12 protein-coding genes are annotated in these 16,216 nt (G+C 62.3%); 2 read left to right on the top strand and 10 right to left on the bottom strand.

What is annotated here, in order from left to right; translation table 11 throughout:
- Positions 1 to 3: 3 nt before the first annotated feature.
- The 6 genes from ACIPZ8_RS17825 to ACIPZ8_RS17800 all read right to left on the bottom strand — a co-directional run bounded on the left by ACIPZ8_RS17825 (position 4) and on the right by ACIPZ8_RS17800 (position 7,257).
- Positions 4 to 660: a formate dehydrogenase subunit gamma gene (locus ACIPZ8_RS17825; protein WP_400725701.1), complete on the bottom strand. Its 657-nt coding sequence runs from the start codon at positions 658 to 660 to the stop codon at positions 4 to 6.
- Positions 657 to 1,607 (bottom strand): formate dehydrogenase subunit beta, encoded by a 951-nt coding sequence (gene fdxH, locus ACIPZ8_RS17820; protein ID WP_400725699.1) that lies wholly within the window; start codon positions 1,605 to 1,607, stop codon positions 657 to 659. The genes ACIPZ8_RS17825 and fdxH overlap by 4 nt, the downstream gene beginning before the upstream one ends.
- Positions 1,607 to 4,675 (bottom strand): formate dehydrogenase-N subunit alpha, encoded by a 3,069-nt coding sequence (fdnG, locus tag ACIPZ8_RS17815; protein ID WP_400725696.1) that lies wholly within the window; start codon positions 4,673 to 4,675, stop codon positions 1,607 to 1,609. Before fdnG ends, fdxH begins: the two co-directional genes overlap by 1 nt.
- Positions 4,676 to 5,066: 391 nt before the next feature.
- Positions 5,067 to 5,522, bottom strand: coding sequence for a hypothetical protein (locus tag ACIPZ8_RS17810; RefSeq protein ID WP_400725693.1), 456 nt, complete (start codon positions 5,520 to 5,522; stop codon positions 5,067 to 5,069).
- Between the two features lie 162 nt (positions 5,523 to 5,684).
- Positions 5,685 to 6,449, bottom strand: a complete 765-nt coding sequence (locus ACIPZ8_RS17805) for an SDR family NAD(P)-dependent oxidoreductase (RefSeq protein WP_400725690.1) — start codon at positions 6,447 to 6,449, stop codon at positions 5,685 to 5,687.
- 22 nt (positions 6,450 to 6,471) lie between these two features.
- Complete coding sequence (locus ACIPZ8_RS17800) at positions 6,472 to 7,257, bottom strand: sulfite exporter TauE/SafE family protein (protein ID WP_400725687.1); 786 nt, start codon at positions 7,255 to 7,257, stop codon at positions 6,472 to 6,474.
- A gap of 388 nt (positions 7,258 to 7,645) precedes the next feature.
- Between ACIPZ8_RS17800 and ACIPZ8_RS17795 the strand changes: the two genes are divergently transcribed.
- Complete coding sequence (locus ACIPZ8_RS17795) at positions 7,646 to 9,046, top strand: PLP-dependent aminotransferase family protein (protein WP_400725684.1); 1,401 nt, start codon at positions 7,646 to 7,648, stop codon at positions 9,044 to 9,046.
- A 79-nt stretch (positions 9,047 to 9,125) separates the two neighbouring features.
- On the opposite strand, the gene ACIPZ8_RS17790 is transcribed toward ACIPZ8_RS17795, so the two are convergent.
- Together ACIPZ8_RS17790 and ACIPZ8_RS17785 are read right to left on the bottom strand one after the other, a co-directional pair.
- Entirely contained in the window at positions 9,126 to 9,668 is a 543-nt protein-coding gene (locus tag ACIPZ8_RS17790; protein WP_085677073.1) for a single-stranded DNA-binding protein, read from the bottom strand.
- A gap of 9 nt (positions 9,669 to 9,677) precedes the next feature.
- Positions 9,678 to 11,072 carry an MFS transporter gene (locus ACIPZ8_RS17785; protein ID WP_400725681.1) on the bottom strand — a complete coding sequence of 465 codons (1,395 nt, stop codon included), beginning with the start codon at positions 11,070 to 11,072 and terminating at the stop codon, positions 9,678 to 9,680.
- A 129-nt stretch (positions 11,073 to 11,201) separates the two neighbouring features.
- Between ACIPZ8_RS17785 and uvrA the strand changes: the two genes are divergently transcribed.
- The gene (gene uvrA / locus ACIPZ8_RS17780; RefSeq protein WP_400725678.1) at positions 11,202 to 14,036 is read left to right on the top strand and encodes an excinuclease ABC subunit UvrA; all 2,835 of its coding nucleotides are present in this window, start codon (positions 11,202 to 11,204) and stop codon (positions 14,034 to 14,036) included.
- Positions 14,037 to 14,108: 72 nt separating this feature from the next.
- Here the strand turns inward: uvrA and bfr are convergent, their stop codons facing one another.
- The gene (gene bfr, locus ACIPZ8_RS17775) at positions 14,109 to 14,573 is read right to left on the bottom strand and encodes a bacterioferritin (RefSeq protein WP_003257116.1); all 465 of its coding nucleotides are present in this window, start codon (positions 14,571 to 14,573) and stop codon (positions 14,109 to 14,111) included.
- Positions 14,574 to 14,737: 164 nt separating this feature from the next.
- A complete protein-coding gene (locus ACIPZ8_RS17770; RefSeq protein ID WP_400725675.1) occupies positions 14,738 to 16,177 on the bottom strand; it encodes a catalase in 1,440 nt (479 codons plus the stop codon).
- Between the last annotated feature and the right edge of the window lie 39 nt (positions 16,178 to 16,216).

Here is a 16,216-nt window from a genome sequence, read left to right as displayed (position 1 = left end):
CGCTTATCCTTCTTTCCGTCCGTGATTGCCCGGCGTCTTGTCGCCGGTCACTTCGCGGTACCACAACTCATGGTGCTTGCGTGCCCAGGCGCGGCTGACCCAGCCATGCAGCATGGCGCCGATCGAGCCCTTGATCCAGATACCAGCGTAGATATGCACGATGATGCTGAGGATCAGCACGAACGCCGCCAGGGCATGGGCCAGCGCCGACAGGCGGATGATCTCGATGCCGAACAGCTGGCTGAAGTACGCGCGCCAGATCACCACGCCGCTGAGCAGCAGCACCAGCATGCACGCCAGCAGGGTCCAGAACAGCAGCTTCTGCCCGGCGTTGTACTTACCGATCGGCGGCACGCCCTCCTCCTTGTTCAGCATCACCCGGTCGACCCGACGCAGCCACAGGCGGTCGTTGGCGGTGATGAAGTTGGCGCGCCAGAAGCGGAACACCAGGCCGAGGAAGAACACGAACATCGCCACGCCGAGGAACGGGTGCAGGATGCGCGTCCATGGCCCGCCGCCGAACAGGTGGCTGAGCCAGAACAGCGCCGGGTGGAACAGCGCAAGCCCCGAGAGCCCCGCCGTCATGAACAGGATCGCGACGATCCAGTGGTTGGTCCGTTCGTTGGCGTTGTAGCGCAGGATGGGTTTGTTGTCGTTCATGGCCGCTGCTCCCCTTGCCCACCGGGCCTGGCCGGATCATAGACATGCACCGCAGGGTCCACCTGATGCACGCTGACGTCCGGCGGTGTGGGGTGCTCATCCTCCTCCACCCGCTGTGGGCCAACCCGCACATAGTGGAAGAACCCGGCCAGCACCGCCGCGCCCATGGCCAGCAGCGCCAGCGGCTTGGTGAAGCCCTTCCACAAGCCCACCAGCGGGCTGATCACCGGCTGGTCCGGCAGGCCGGCATACAGCTTCGGTGTGTCGGCATGGTGCAGCACATACATCACGTGGGTGCCGCCGACGCCGTCCGGGTCGTACAGCCCGGCCTGGTCGAAACCGCGCGACTTGAGGTCGACGATGCGCTCGGCGGCATGCACCTTCATCTCCTCCTTGCTGCCGAACACGATTGCCCCGGTCGGGCAGGTCTTCACGCAGGCTGGCTCCAGGCCCACGGTCACGCGGTCGGAACACAGGGTGCACTTGTACGCCTTGTGGTCCTTCTGCGAGATGCGCGGGATGTTGAACGGGCAGCCGGTGATGCAATAGCCGCAGCCGATGCAGTGGTCCTGGTTGAAGTCGACGATGCCGTTGGCGTGCTTGATGATCGCGCCCGGGCTCGGGCAGGCCTTCAGGCAGCCCGGGTCAGCGCAGTGCATGCAGCCGTCCTTGCGAATCAGCCACTCGAGGTTGCCGTCGTCGCGCTCGTGCTCGGTGAAGCGCATCAGGGTCCAGGTCTCGGCGGTGAGGTCCTGGGGGTTGTCGTAGGTGCCGTGGTTGTGGCCGACCTCGTCACGCAGTTCGTTCCACTCCGAGCACGCCACCTGGCAGGCCTTGCAACCGATGCACTTGGTGGTGTCGATCAGCTTGGCGACCTCTTCCTGCTGGCGTACCGAAGGCGGAACGGTGGTGGTGGCCGAGCGGGCGATGATGTCTTGGCTGGCCATCAGATTTTCTCCACTTTGACGAGGAACGACTTGGACTCCGGCGTCTGGGTGTTGCCATCACCGAGGAACGGCACCAGGGTGTTGGTCAGGTAGCCATGCCGCGTGGCCCCGGTGAACCCCCAGTGCAGCGGGATGCCGATCTGGTGCACGGTCTGGTTGTTGACCTGCAGCGGGCGAATCCGCTTGGTCACCACCGCCACCGCATCGATATGCCCCCGCTTGCTCGACACCCGCACCCGGTCACCGGCCTTGATGCCTTTTTCGTTGGCCAGCACCTCGCCGATCTCGACGAACTGCTCGGGCTGGGCGATGGCATTGAGGCGGCAGTGCTTGCTCCAGAAATGGAAGTGCTCGGTCAGCCGGTAGGTCGTCGCCGCGTACGGGAACTCGTCGTGCTTGCCGAGGGTGTCCCACACCGAATCGAAGATCCGCCCGGCCGGGTTGCTGGTGGCCTTCTTGTTCTGCGGGTGCAGCGGGTTGATGCCAATCGGCGTCTCGAACGGCTCGTAGTGCTCGGGGAACGGGCCTTCGGCCATCTTGTCGATGGCGAAGAACCGCGCCACGCCTTCGGGGTTCATGATGAACGGGTTCATCCCCGCCTCTGGCGGCGAGTCGACCTTGAAGTCGGGCACGTCGGTGCCAGTCCAGGCCTTGCCGTTCCACCACACCAGGCGCTTCTTCTCAGGGTCCCATGGCTTGCCTTGGGGGTCGCTGGAGGCGCGGTTGTAGAGGATGCGGCGGTTGGCCGGCCAGGCCCAGGCCCAGTTCTGCACCTGGTGCATACCGTACGGGTCGCTGTTGTCGCGGCGGGCCATCTGGTTGCCCTGTTCGGTCCAGCAGCCAGCGAAGATCCAGCAGCCGGACGCGGTGCTGCCGTCGTCTTTCATCTGGCCGAAGCCCGACAACTGCTGGCCTGCCTTGAGCGTGGCACCGGTGGCGTCGGTCAGGTCGGAGACCGCCCAGCCGTTCATCTCCTTGGCCAGTTCCTCAGGCGATGGCTCTTCGGGGATCTTGTACGGCCAGCTGATGTTCATCATTGCGTCGGGATAGGCGCCGCCTTCTGCCTGGTAGCGCTGGCGCAGGCGGATGAACAGCTCGCTCATGATCTGCACGTCCGTGCGGGTCTCGCCCGGGCCGTCGGCGCCCTTCCAGTGCCATTGCAGCCAGCGGCTGCTGTTGACCAGCGAGCCATCCTCCTCGGCGAAGCAGGTGGTGGGCAGGCGGATCACCTCGGTCTGGATATTGGCCGTGTCGACATCGTTGAACGGCCCGGCGTTGCGCCAGAATTCCGAGGTTTCGGTGGCCAGCGGGTCCATGATCACCAGCCACTTGAGCTTGCCCAAGGCCGCAGTGACGCGGTTCTTGTCCGGCAGCGCGGCAATCGGGTTGAAGCCCTGGCACAGGTAGCCATTGACCTTGCCCTGGTCCATCATCTCGAACATGCGCAACACGTCGTAGGCCGGCACGTCGAGCTTGGGCAGCCAGTCATAGCCCCAGTTGTTTTCTGCAGTGGCGTTGGCGCCGTACCAGGCCTTCATCAGGCTGACATGGAACTTGCCGTAGTTCTGCCAGTATGACAGCTGCCCCGGGCGCAGCGGCTTCGACGCACGTTTGTCGATGTAGGTGGCGTAGTCCTGCTCGGCATCGCCGGCCAGGGTCAGGTAGCCCGGCAACGAGTTGGACAGCAGGCCGAGGTCGGTCAGGCCCTGGATGTTGGAGTGCCCGCGCAGGGCGTTGACCCCGCCACCCGGCATGCCGACGTTGCCCAGCAGCAGCTGGACCATGGCCGCACTGCGGATGATCTGCGCGCCGATGGAATGCTGCGTCCAGCCGAGTGCGTAGAGGATCGTCATGGTCTTGCCCGGTACCGAGCAGGTGGCGATCTCTTCCCAGACCTTCATCATGGCGTCCTGCGGCATGCCGCAGGTCATGCTGGCCAGTTCCGGGGTATAGCGGCTGTAGTGCTGCTTCATCAGCTGGTATACGCAGCGCGGATGCTGCAGGGTCGGGTCGACCTTGGCGAAGCCGTCCTCGCCCAGCTCGTAGCCCCAGCCGGATTTATCCGCATACACGCGCTTGGCCTCGTCGTAGCCGCTGAACAGCCCGTCCTCGAAGCCATAGTTCTCTTTGACGATGAACGACACGTCGGTGTAGTTGCGCACATACTCGTGCTGGATCTTGTCGTTGCTCAGCAGGTAGTTGATCAACCCGCCCATGAAGGCGATGTCGGTACCGGTACGAATCGGCGCGTAGTAGTCCGCCACCGAAGCGGTACGGGTAAACCGCGGGTCGACCACGATCAGCCGCGCCTGGTTGTGCGCCTTGGCTTCGGTCACCCATTTGAAGCCGCACGGATGCGCCTCTGCTGCGTTGCCACCCATCACCAGGACCAGATTCGCGTTGGCGATATCGGACCAGTGGTTGGTCATGGCGCCACGGCCATACGTCGGGGCAAGACTTGCCACCGTCGGGCCATGTCAGACACGTGCCTGGTTATCGAACCCCAGCATGCCGGTTGCGCGGACGACCTTGTGGGTCAGGTAGCCTGCCTCGCTGGAGGCGGCGGAGGCAGCGAGGAAACCGGTGGTGAGCCAGCGGTTTACCGTTTGCCCCTGGGCGTTCTTCTCGATGAAGTTGGCGTCGCGGTCTTTCTTCATCAGGTCGGCGACGCGGTCGAGCGCCTCGTCCCAGCTGACCCGCACCCACTCGTTGCTGCCCGGCTTGCGCATTTCGGGGTACTTGAGGCGGCTCGGGCTGTGGATGAAATCGAGCAGCCCGGCACCTTTCGGGCACAACGTGCCGCGATTGACCGGGTGATCGGCGTCGCCTTCGATGTGGATGATGTTCTGTTTGACGTTCTTGCCCGCATCGCCCTGGCTGTACAGGATCAGGCCGCAGCCGACCGAGCAGTAGGGGCAGGTGTTGCGGGTTTCGATGGTGTGCGCCAGCTTGAAGTGACGCACCTGCTCGGCGAAGGCCGGCGTCGGGGCCATGCCCAACGCCGCCAGGCTCGAGCCTCCAAGGCCCACTGCGGCGACCTTGAAGAACTGCCGACGGTTGAGATCCATCGTGCACTCCTGATCAGGTGGTGGACGCACGGAACATGGCCGGCGCCTCTTGGTAGTCACGGTGGCGGCTAATTGATGGCCGCCAATAGATAAGACTAGTCAAGAAACGAGAAGGTGCGATGACATGGGTCAGGGGTGTGCGCACGAATGGTGAAGGAGTGACTGCCCCGAAACAGATGCAGGAGCCGGCTTGCGGGCGGCGCTCGATTTCATAAGCGTTGAACATGGTGAGGCGAGCACCAGTTGTGCCCTGACCCATTCTGCTGACATGGGGGGCATCGAACCATTGACCAACACTGCCGCGCCCGATCCGGCGAACCCGGCCTAAACATACCAGGCAATGTCATGCATGCAGCTACGAATTACCTGACAATCTTGGCCAAAGCACTGGTCAGTTGATAGCCATATTGAACTTATCGCCATCCAGATAACGCACTTGAACCTCACCACTGACATCTCTCCCGTCGCGGGAGATAAGTTTGTAGCGTGACAAGAGAAACACCTCTCGGCTGACGGCCCTTTTACCGTAAAGGTGGGAACCCAAAGCGACAAGAGCTCCACCCACACTGAATATCGGACCTGGGTACATCTGCACGTACTGAAGCAAGGTCGGGCCAGTCATTCTGCTGTAAGTAATCGTCTCAGGGCCGAAAACCGCTGTACTGAAGCCCACGAGGGCAATTACACCACCTACCGCCATCGCCAAGCCGCCGAAAAAACCGACACCATCGTCGATACCTTCAAGATAGGCCGCATAGTCTTCGCTGAATCCGGGGACCTGATAGTCCCCTGCCGAAGCTTTCAGTTTGATTTCCTTTTGAACAAACTCATCATTGCTTGGCTGCATGATCCACTCCTTTGAAAACATGGATACTAAGCAACGGCGGTGGCAGATAGTTGGCGCAAGAGCAGCTTCAGAAATGCCCTACAACACAAAGAGATACTTCGCCCGAATATTTTCAGTCCGCATCCAGTCGCATGCCTGTAGACTCATGGCGCTTGTGAGATCCTAAAAACAACGCGGCAGGTTACGGGCCACATTGAGTGCCGCGCTGCTCTGGGCCACCGGCATGATCTCGACCGTATTGATATTCACATGCCCTGGCTGCTCGGCGATCCATGCCACCGTGGCGGCGATGTCCTCCGGCAAGATGGCCTCCACATCGCGGTAGAGGGCTTGCACGGCCTCCAGGTCGCCGTTCAGGCGCACCACCGAAAAGTCGGTGCCCGAGCACAACCCCGGCTCGATATTGCTCACTCGCACACGGGTGCCTGCCAGGTCGGCGCGCAGGTTGAGGCTGAACTGGCGGACGAACGCCTTGCTGGCGCCATACACATTGCCACCCGGGTACGGATAAGTGCCGGCGATGGACCCCATGTTGATGATCATGCCGCTGTCGGCCTCCACCATCTGCGGCAGGACTTTGTGGGTCACCATCGCCAGGCCGGTGACGTTGGTGTCGATCATCTGCTGCCAGTTCTGGCTACTGCTGACCTGAGCGCGATCGACACCCAGCGCCAGCCCGGCATTGTTCACCAGCAGGTCAATCTGCAGCGAGGCTGCACGGACTTGTTCGAACGCCGACTCGATCGACAGCGGATCGGTGACATCCAGCGCCAACGCAATGAAATTGTCGCCAAGCTCGGCTTCCAGCACTTGCAGCTTGTCCATGCGCCGGGCGGCGCCGATCACACGGTAGCCCTTGCCGATCAGGGTGCGGCAGATGGCCCGGCCAAAGCCCGAAGAAGCGCCGGTCACGAATGCAGTTTTCATCAGTTATCTCCTTAGAAGGGGGTCAAGCCAGGTACTTCACACCCAGGCTGGTAAACAGGCAGAGCATCGAGAACACCAACGCCTTGCGCACCACTTCATTGCCTTTGCGCAGGGCCAGGGCGCTGCCCAGGTGGTTGCCGAGGATGTTGCAGGCCACTAGCGGTAGCGCCAGCAGGTAAACGACCTTGCCCGCCATGACGAACGCCACCAGGGCGCCGATGTTGGAGGCGAAGTTGAAGGTCTTGGAGTTGGCGGAGCTGGAGACCAGGTCCATGCGCAGCAGGTAGTGGAACGCGATGATGAACATGCTGCCGGTGCCGGGGCCGAAGAAGCCGTCGTAGAAGCCGATGGCCAGGCAGATCAGCGGCACCACGGTGAACAGCATGCGCGGCGACAGTTCGCGCTCCTGCACCGGGCTGTCCTTGGGGGTGAGGAAGATGAGAATGCCGATCGGGATCAGCGCCAGGATGATCTTGCCCACGGTTTCCTGGGGGATCGACACGATCAGGTGCGCGCCCAGATAAGCCCCGAGCAATGAAAACGGCACCCCGACCAGCGCCACCTGCCAGACCATCTTGCTGTTGGCCAGGAAGTTGCGGATGGCCGCGAGTGTGCCGAGGGTGCTCACCAGTTTCTCCTGCCCGAGGGCAACCTGCGGTGGCATGCCCACCAGCAGAAAACCGGGCACCAGAAACAGCCCGCCGCCACCGGCGATGCTGTCGACAAAGCCTGCAACGAATGCGATAGCTCCCAGCATCAGGATCGCCAATAACCAGTGTTCTGCCCAGAAGGCGCCTAAACATTCCATATCGGACTCCAGCTTGCTGGCCTGAGGCCAGTCGGTGTGTGCGGCAAATGTTTTGTTTTATGAAACCGGTGAGAGGCCTTGAGCATTGAATCGATTCAATCATTGTAGTTACATAAATAACATCGATTCAATAGATTTAATCAACCTAGCAAGCAGGCGATTGAATCGATCAAATCAAACCGTTGATTTCAAAAGGTTTCTGATTTTTCAACGTGAAACCGTTGAAGCCCAGTCCACTTGAGCTCTGACGAACGCGCCATTCCGATGCCGATGACCGGAGGATCTACCAGACTAAATCGAGGCAATTTACGTGTAAGAGAACGCAATTACTTCCATCAGACCTTTCGTGCTAGGCTTCCGCGTTCTCGCAGATTCTGGTGCCATTTCTATGTGGGTTCCTCACTACAGCGACCTGGCGCAGCCGGTCTACCTGATGATCGCCGACGCCCTGGAACAGGACATCGGCAGTGGCCGGCTGGTGGCTGGCGAACGCCTGCCAACCCTCAAGGACCTGGCCGAGTCACTGGACGTGACACCCGGCACCATTGGCCGTGCCTATGACGAAGCCGCCAAGCGTGGCCTGGTGGTGGGTGAGGTTGGGCGCGGGACTTTCGTGCTGCCGCAACGCCAGGCGCAGCCCCCTGCCCCGCTTGCGCCTGCACGGCCCAGCCCCAGCTGCGCCGAGCGCGAGAGCGGGCAGATCGACTTGTCGATCATCAAGCCCAATGACGCCCACATGACCGATTGGCTGCGCGGCGCCATCAACGAACTGGCCCAGTCGCCCGACCTTGCTCAGGTGCTGGACTATGTCACCGAGGGCGGCCATGCGACCCACAAGCAGGCCGGTGCGGCCTGGATCCAGCGCTGGCTACCCGAAGCCCGCTGGCAGCAGGTGGTGCTGACGTCCGGCGCCCAGCATGGCCTGCTGGTGGCCATCAGCAGCCTGTCGAAGAGCGACGATGTGGTGCTGTGCGAATCGTTCTGCTACCCAGGCATCATCTCGCTGGCCCACAGCATGGGGCGTCGCCTGCGTGGCGTGGCCATGGACGAATTCGGGCTGATTCCCGAGGCGCTGCGTGCGGCATGCCTGGAACATCGCCCTTCGCTGCTGGTGTGCGTCACCACGCACCAGAACCCGACCAACTCGATCATGCCCCCTGCGCGGCGCGAAGCCATCGCCCAAATCGCTCGCGAGTTCGACCTGTTCATCGTCGATGACGACATCTATGGCTTTCTCGAACCCGCCCCGGACTACAAGCCGCTTGCCGCGTATGCCCCTGAGCGGTCGGTGTACCTCACCAGCCTGTCCAAGAGCGTGCTACCGGCACTGCGCATCGGCTACCTGTATGCCCCGCCGCAAACCCTCTCGCGGCTATCGTCGATGGTACGCAGCAGCGTCTGGATGCCATCGCCATTGATGGCGCAACTGGCCAGCAACCTGATCAACAGCGGCATGGCCGACCAATTGGCGCAGGTGCAGCAGGAGGAAGCGGCAGCACGCCAGCAGATGGCGCGAGAGATCCTGGGCAAGTACCAGATCCGCAGCCAGCCCAACAGCTTCCACATCTGGCTGGAGCTGCCTGAGCCCTGGACCAGTGACGAGTTCGCCAACCTGGCGCGCAACAATGGCGTCACGGTGGTCAGCGGCAGCCAGTTCCTGTCCGAGCGCAGCCATGCCACCTGTGGCGTGCGCATTGCCTTGATGTCTCCCACCCGCCAGGAGCTGGGCTTTGCCCTCACCAAATTGGCGAGCCTGCTGGATTCGCCGGAGCCGCGGTTGTTTTATTGAGCGGGGTTGTGGGAAGGACATAAAAAAACCCAGGGCAACTGCCCTGGGTTTCTGTTCCAGCTAGACGCCTACCGCTCGATCAGAACGGAATATCGTCATCGAAGCTGTCGAAGTCAGCCGCCGGCTGCGGTGCAGGCTGCTGTGGCGCCGGGCGCTGTTGCTGCTGCGGGCGCTGGGCCTGCTGGCGTGGCGGAGCCTGGTTGTACTGTTGCTGCTGGCCGCCACCGTAGTTGCCGCCACCCTGGTTGTACGGGTCACCGCCCTGCTGCTGGCCTTGCGGACGACCGCCGAGCAGCTGCATGGTGCCGTTGATGTCGACGATGATCTCGGTGGTGTAGCGCTTGATACCGTCCTTTTCCCACTCGCGGGTCTGCAGCTTGCCTTCGATGTAGCACTGCGAACCTTTGCGCAGGTACTCGCCGGCGATCTCGGCAACCTTGCCGAACAGCGACACACGGTGCCACTCGGTACGCTCGACCTTCTGGCCCGACTGCTTGTCGGTCCACTGCTCGCTGGTGGCCAGGCTCAGGTTGGTCACGGCGTTACCGTTGGGCAGGTAGCGGACTTCGGGATCCTGGCCACAGGTACCGACCAGAATGACTTTGTTAACCCCACGGGCCATAACGTTCTCCTAGGCTTCGCACGCCGAAGAGGCTGGATTCACCAGTCGCTCGAGGGTCGCACGGTCCAAAATTTTCGTATCCAGTTTGATATAGATGGCGGCTTCATCTGCCACCACCACGGCGTCGGTCACACCCGGCACGGCCATCAGGCGCTCGGTCAAGCCGGCTTCCCGAACTGCCTCTGGCGTCAGCGGCATGCGCAGGCTGGTCACATAGGGCGGCTCGTTCATGCGCAAGGCAACGACCAACCAGATGGCACACAGGATTGCGCAACCAAGGAACACCATGTTCAGCCCGCCGTGCTGGAACAGCCAGCCACCGAGGATTCCTCCCAGGGCGGCGCCGAGGAACTGACTGGTGGAATACACCCCCATCGCCGTCCCCTTGCCGCCAGCAGGCGACACCTTGCTCACCAGCGAAGGCAACGAGGCCTCCAGCAGGTTGAATGCGGTAAAGAATACCACGGTGCCAATCACCAGTCCGCGCAAACCGTCAGACCACTGCCAGAAGAACACTTCCGTCAGCAGCAGGACACTGACCGCACCGGCCAACACACGTTTCATCTTGCGCTTTTTTTCGCCGTAGATGATGAACGGGATCATTGCAAAAAATGAGATCAGCAGTGCGGTCAGGTACACCCACCAGTGCTGCTCCTTGGGCAGGCCGCCGCGCTCGACGAACGCCAGGGGCAGCGCGACGAAGCTGGCCATGAGGATGGCGTGGAGGATGAAAATGCCCACGTCCAGGCGTAGAAGGTCCGGGTGACGCAGGGTTGGGCCGAGGGCCTGGCGCGCTACACCCGACTCGCGGTGCTGCAAGGTGCTGTGGGTATTGGGTACGACGAAAGCGATCAACAGGATCCCGACCAGGGCAAGTCCTGCAGTTGCCAGGAACAATCCTGACAAGCCGAAGTGGCTTGTGAGCAATGGGCCAATGACCATGGCCACGGCAAACGACAGGCCGATGCTCATGCCGATCATCGCCATCGCCTTGGTCCGGTGCTGCTCACGGGTCAGGTCCGAGAGCAAGGCCATGACCGCAGCGGAAATTGCCCCGGCGCCCTGCAGGATTCGCCCGGCGATCACGCCCCAGATGGAGTCGGCCTGGGCCGCCAACAGGCTGCCCAGGGCGAAGACCACCAGCCCCAGGTAAATCACCGGCCGGCGGCCGATGCGGTCGGAAATCATCCCGAACGGGATCTGCAATACTGCCTGGGTCAGGCCATAGGCGCCAATGGCCAGGCCGATCAGCGCGGGGGTGGCGCCGGCCAGGTCCATGCCGTAGGTGGCCAGCACCGGCAAGACCATGAACATGCCCAGCATACGAAAGGCAAAGACCAGGGCCAGGCCGCTAGCAGCGCGGGTTTCGCCGCTGCTCATGCGCTCGTTGTGGGTGTCGTGCATGGATAAACCTCGTGTGAACCGGCGGCGATTCTATCAGTCCGACAGCCTGACGGCATCTACGCGACGCTTTGCCGCGTACTGGCAGCGCGCCGTATACTTCCTTGTTTATGCCCGCCGAGCGAGGCCGCAGTGGACAAGATCCTGATTCGTGGGGCCCGTACCCACAACCTGAAGAACATCGACCTGACCCTGCCGCGGGACAAGCTGATCGTGATCACCGGCCTGTCCGGATCCGGCAAGTCGTCCCTGGCGTTCGACACCCTCTACGCCGAAGGCCAGCGCCGCTACGTGGAATCGCTGTCGGCCTATGCCCGGCAGTTCCTGTCGATGATGGAAAAGCCCGACGTCGACACCATCGAAGGCCTGTCGCCGGCCATTTCCATCGAACAGAAGTCGACGTCGCACAACCCCCGCTCCACCGTCGGCACCATCACCGAAATCTACGACTACCTGCGCCTGCTGTACGCCCGCGTCGGTACGCCACGCTGCCCGGACCACGATATTCCGCTGGAAGCGCAAACGATCAGCCAGATGGTCGACCTGGTGCTGGAGCGCCCGGAAGGCAGCAAGCTGATGCTGCTGGCACCGGTGGTGCGCGAGCGCAAGGGTGAGCACCTGGCGGTGTTCGACGAGCTGCGCGCCCAGGGCTTCGTCCGTGCACGGGTCAACGGCAAGCTCTATGAGCTGGACGAACTGCCCAAGCTGGACAAGCAGAAAAAGCACAGCATCGACGTGGTGGTGGACCGTTTCAAGGTCCGCGCCGACCTGCAGCAGCGCCTGGCTGAGTCGTTCGAGACCGCGTTGAAGCTGGCCGACGGCATCGCCCTGGTGGCGCCCATGGACGACGAGCCCGGCGAAGAGATGATCTTCTCCGCACGTTTCGCCTGCCCGGTATGCGGCCACGCGATCAGCGAGCTGGAGCCGAAGCTTTTCTCTTTCAACAACCCGGCCGGTGCCTGCCCGACCTGCGACGGCCTGGGCGTGAAGCAGTTCTTCGACACCAAACGGCTGGTCAACAGCGAACTGACGCTAGCCGAAGGCGCGATTCGTGGCTGGGACCGGCGCAATGTGTACTACTTCCAGATGCTCGGCTCGCTGGCCGCGCATTACGGCTTCAGTCTGGAGGAGCCATTCGGCGAACTGTCGGCCGAGCACCAGAAGGTGATCCTGCAGGGCAGCGGCAAGCAGAGCGTCGACTTCAAGTACCTCAACGACCGCGGCGATATCGTCAAGCGCTCGCACCCGTTCGAAGGCATCGTGCCGAACCTTGAACGCCGCTACCGCGAGACCGAATCCGCCACCGTGCGTGAAGAGCTGGCCAAGTTCCTCGGCACCCAGCCCTGCCCGGATTGCCGCGGCACTCGCCTGCGCCGCGAAGCCCGCCACGTGTGGGTTGGCGAGAAGACTCTGCCGGCGGTGACCAACCTGCCGATCGGTGAAGCCAGCAACTACTTCGGTGACCTGACCCTGAGCGGGCGCCGCGGCGAGATCGCGGCGAAGATCCTCAAGGAGATCTGCGAGCGCCTGCAGTTCCTGGTCAACGTCGGCCTCGACTACCTGACCCTCGACCGCAGTGCCGACACGCTGTCTGGCGGCGAGGCCCAGCGTATACGCCTGGCCAGCCAGATCGGTGCCGGCCTGGTCGGGGTGATGTACATCCTCGATGAGCCATCCATCGGTCTTCATCAACGGGACAACGACCGCCTGCTGGCCACCCTCAACCACCTGCGCGACCTGGGCAATACCGTGATCGTGGTGGAACACGACGAGGACGCCATCCGCCTGGCCGACTACGTGGTGGACATTGGCCCAGGTGCCGGCGTGCATGGCGGCCAGATCGTCGCCGAGGGCTCGCCGCAAGAGGTCATGGACCACCCAGATTCGCTGACGGGCAAATACCTGTCCGGGCGCAAGAAGATTGTCGTGCCGGCCCAGCGCACCCCGCGCAACAAGAAGCTGCAGCTCAAGCTCAAGGGCGCACGTGGCAACAACCTGCAGAACGTCGACCTGGAACTCCCGATCGGCCTGCTGACCTGCGTGACCGGCGTGTCCGGCTCGGGCAAGTCGACGCTGATCAACAACACCCTGTTCCCCCTCGCCGCCACCGCCCTCAACGGCGCGAGCAGCCTGGAAGCCGCACCGCACAGCAGCATGGATGGCCTGCAGCACCTCGACAAGGTGGTGGACATCGACCAGAGTCCGATCGGGCGCACGCCGCGCTCGAACCCGGCGACCTACACCGGCATCTTCACGCCGATTCGCGAGCTGTTCTCCGGCGTGCCGGAATCGCGCTCGCGCGGCTACGGCCCGGGGCGCTTCTCGTTCAACGTCAAGGGCGGCCGTTGCGAGGCCTGCCAGGGCGACGGCCTGATCAAGGTCGAGATGCACTTCCTGCCGGATATCTACGTGCCTTGCGATGTGTGCAAGAGCAAGCGCTACAACCGCGAAACCCTGGAGATCAAGTACAAGGGCAAGAACATCCACGAGGTCCTGGAAATGACCATCGAGGATGCCCGCGAGTTCTTCGATGCGGTACCGGCGCTGGCGCGCAAGCTGCAGACGCTGATGGACGTGGGCCTTTCGTACATCAAGCTGGGGCAATCGGCGACCACCCTTTCCGGTGGCGAGGCGCAACGGGTGAAGCTGTCCCGTGAGCTGTCCAAGCGCGACACCGGCAAGACCTTGTACATCCTCGACGAGCCGACCACCGGCCTGCACTTCGCCGACATCCAGCAGCTGCTGGACGTTCTGCATCGCCTGCGTGACCACGGCAACACCGTGGTGGTGATCGAGCACAACCTGGATGTGATCAAGACCGCTGACTGGCTGGTGGACCTGGGGCCGGAAGGCGGTTCCAAAGGCGGGCAGATCATTGCCTGTGGTACACCGGAAGAGCTGACCAAGATGAAACAGTCGTATACCGGGCATTACCTCAAGCCGCTGCTGGAGCGTGACCGGGCCTGACGTTTGTGGGAGACATGAAAAAGCCCCTGGTACCGTTGGTGCCAGGGGCTTTTTCGTGAAGCTGTGGATAACTTACATCTGCGACTGCAGGTAGTTCTCCAGGCCGATGGCCTTGATCAGGCCCTGCTGCTTCTCCAGCCAGTAGGTGTGATCTTCTTCGGTGTCAGCCAGCTGCGCGCGCAGGATGTCGCGGCTGATGTAGTCCTTGTGCAATTCGCACAGCTCGATGCCTTTGCACAGCGCGCCGCGCACCTTGTACTCGAGCTTGAGGTCGGCCTCGATCATTTCCGGCACGGTGCTACCCACTTCGAGGTCATCCGCGCGCATGTCGGGCGTGCCTTCGAGCATGAGGATACGGCGCATCAGGGCATCCGCGTGCTGCGTCTCTTCTTCCATCTCGTGGTTGATACGCTCGTAGAGCTTGGACAGGCCCCAGTCTTCGTACATGCGCGAGTGGATGAAGTACTGGTCGCGAGCCGCCAGTTCGCCCTTCAGCAACGTGACGAGGTAGTTGATAACGTCCGGGTGACCTTGCATCGCCCTGATTCTCCCTGTGAAAACGGCTTGATGCACATAGTGTGAACCAGCTTTTGCGCTCGGTCACTGAAAAACGCGCAATTAGATGCAAAAAATCGGCTAAACAGTAGTGATATTCATTGAAAAACCGCCCAAATGAGGGCGGTTCTTCTTATCACTTCGACTTAGGCGAGCGTCACGCCCAATGCCTTGGCGATGCCTTCGCCGTAGGCCGGGTCGGCCTTGAAGAAGTACTGCAACTGGCGCTGAATGACATCCTCACTGACGCCCGCCATGGTGCCGGCGATATTGCCGATCAGCAGCGCCCTCTGCTCGTCGCTCATCAGGCGGAACAACGCACCGGCGTGGCTGTAGTAGTCGTCGTCCTCACGGTGGTCGTGGCGGTCCGCTGCGCCGCTCAGGGTCAGTGCGGGTTCGGCGTGGCGTGGCGACTGCTTCGGCGCATCGGCGTAGCTGTTAGGCTCATAGTTCGGCGCACTGCCGTAGCTGCCCATCGCCATCGAACCATCGCGCTGGTAGCTGTTCACCGGGCTGCGTGGGGCGTTCACCGGCAGCTGCTGGTGGTTGGTACCCACACGGTAGCGGTGTGCATCGGCGTAAGCGAATACGCGGCCCTGCAGCATGCGGTCGGGCGACAGGCCGACACCCGGGACCATGTTGCTCGGGCCGAACGCCGCCTGTTCCACTTCCGCGAAGTAGTTCAACGGGTTGCGGTTGAGCTCCAGTACACCGACTTCGATCAGCGGGTAGTCCTTCTGCGACCAGGTCTTGGTCACGTCGAACGGGTTCTCGTCACGGTTGGCCGCCTCGGCCTCGCTCATCACCTGGATGCACACGGTCCAGCGCGGGAAGTCGCCACGCTCGATGGCCTCGAACAGGTCACGCTGAGCATAGTCCGGATCGGTACCGGCCAGACGTGCAGCGTCGGCCGGTGCCAGGTTCTTGATGCCTTGCTGGGTCTTGAAGTGCCATTTGACCCAGGTGCGCTCGCCTTGGGCATTGATCAGGCTGTAGGTGTGGCTGCCGAAGCCGTGCATGTGCCGGTAACCGTCCGGGATACCGCGGTCGGAGAACAGGATGGTGACCTGATGCAGTGCTTCGGGCGAGTGCGACCAGAAGTCCCACATCATCTGGGCGTTCTTCAGGTTGGTTTGCGGGTGGCGCTTCTGGGTGTGGATAAAATCGGGGAACTTGAGCGGGTCGCGGATGAAGAACACCGGCGTATTGTTGCCAACAATGTCCCAGTTACCTTCCTCGGTGTAGAACTTCACCGCAAAGCCACGTGGGTCACGCTCGGTATCCGCCGAGCCGCGCTCGCCGCCAACCGTCGAGAAGCGCAGGAAGGTCTCGGTCTGCTTGCCGATCTGTTCAAACAGCTTGGCGCTGGTGTGCGAGGTGATATCGCGGGTGACGGTGAAGGTACCGTAGGCACCCGAGCCTTTGGCATGCACACGGCGCTCAGGGATATTCTCACGGTTGAAGTGGGCGAGTTTCTCGATCAGGTGGAAGTCGTCGAGCAGCAGCGGGCCGCGTGGGCCGGCGGAGCGGGAATTCTGGTTGTCGGCTACAGGTGCACCGCTGGCGGTGGTGAGAATCTTGCTCATGGGCTCTCCTTATCGGTTTTCAGGTGCCGGCTAACGGCT

The sequence above is a fragment of the Pseudomonas sp. NPDC089422 genome, from assembly GCF_044749405.1.
Lineage (GTDB): Bacteria > Pseudomonadota > Gammaproteobacteria > Pseudomonadales > Pseudomonadaceae > Aquipseudomonas.
This window is presented reverse-complemented; position numbering and strand designations above follow the sequence as displayed.

Excerpts from the sequence above, each read along its gene's own strand:
- ACIPZ8_RS17825 (WP_400725701.1), bottom strand. The coding sequence starts at position 660 with ATGAACGACAACAAACCCATCCTGCGCTACAACGCCAACGAACGGACC.
- fdxH (WP_400725699.1), bottom strand. The coding sequence starts at position 1,607 with ATGGCCAGCCAAGACATCATCGCCCGCTCGGCCACCACCACCGTTCCG.
- ACIPZ8_RS17810 (WP_400725693.1), bottom strand. The coding sequence starts at position 5,522 with ATGCAGCCAAGCAATGATGAGTTTGTTCAAAAGGAAATCAAACTGAAA.
- ACIPZ8_RS17805 (WP_400725690.1), bottom strand. The coding sequence starts at position 6,449 with ATGAAAACTGCATTCGTGACCGGCGCTTCTTCGGGCTTTGGCCGGGCC.
- ACIPZ8_RS17800 (WP_400725687.1), bottom strand. The coding sequence starts at position 7,257 with ATGGAATGTTTAGGCGCCTTCTGGGCAGAACACTGGTTATTGGCGATC.
- ACIPZ8_RS17795 (WP_400725684.1), top strand. The coding sequence starts at position 7,646 with ATGTGGGTTCCTCACTACAGCGACCTGGCGCAGCCGGTCTACCTGATG.
- ACIPZ8_RS17790 (WP_085677073.1), bottom strand. The coding sequence starts at position 9,668 with ATGGCCCGTGGGGTTAACAAAGTCATTCTGGTCGGTACCTGTGGCCAG.
- ACIPZ8_RS17785 (WP_400725681.1), bottom strand. The coding sequence starts at position 11,072 with ATGCACGACACCCACAACGAGCGCATGAGCAGCGGCGAAACCCGCGCT.
- bfr (WP_003257116.1), bottom strand. The coding sequence starts at position 14,573 with ATGCAAGGTCACCCGGACGTTATCAACTACCTCGTCACGTTGCTGAAG.
- ACIPZ8_RS17770 (WP_400725675.1), bottom strand. The coding sequence starts at position 16,177 with ATGAGCAAGATTCTCACCACCGCCAGCGGTGCACCTGTAGCCGACAAC.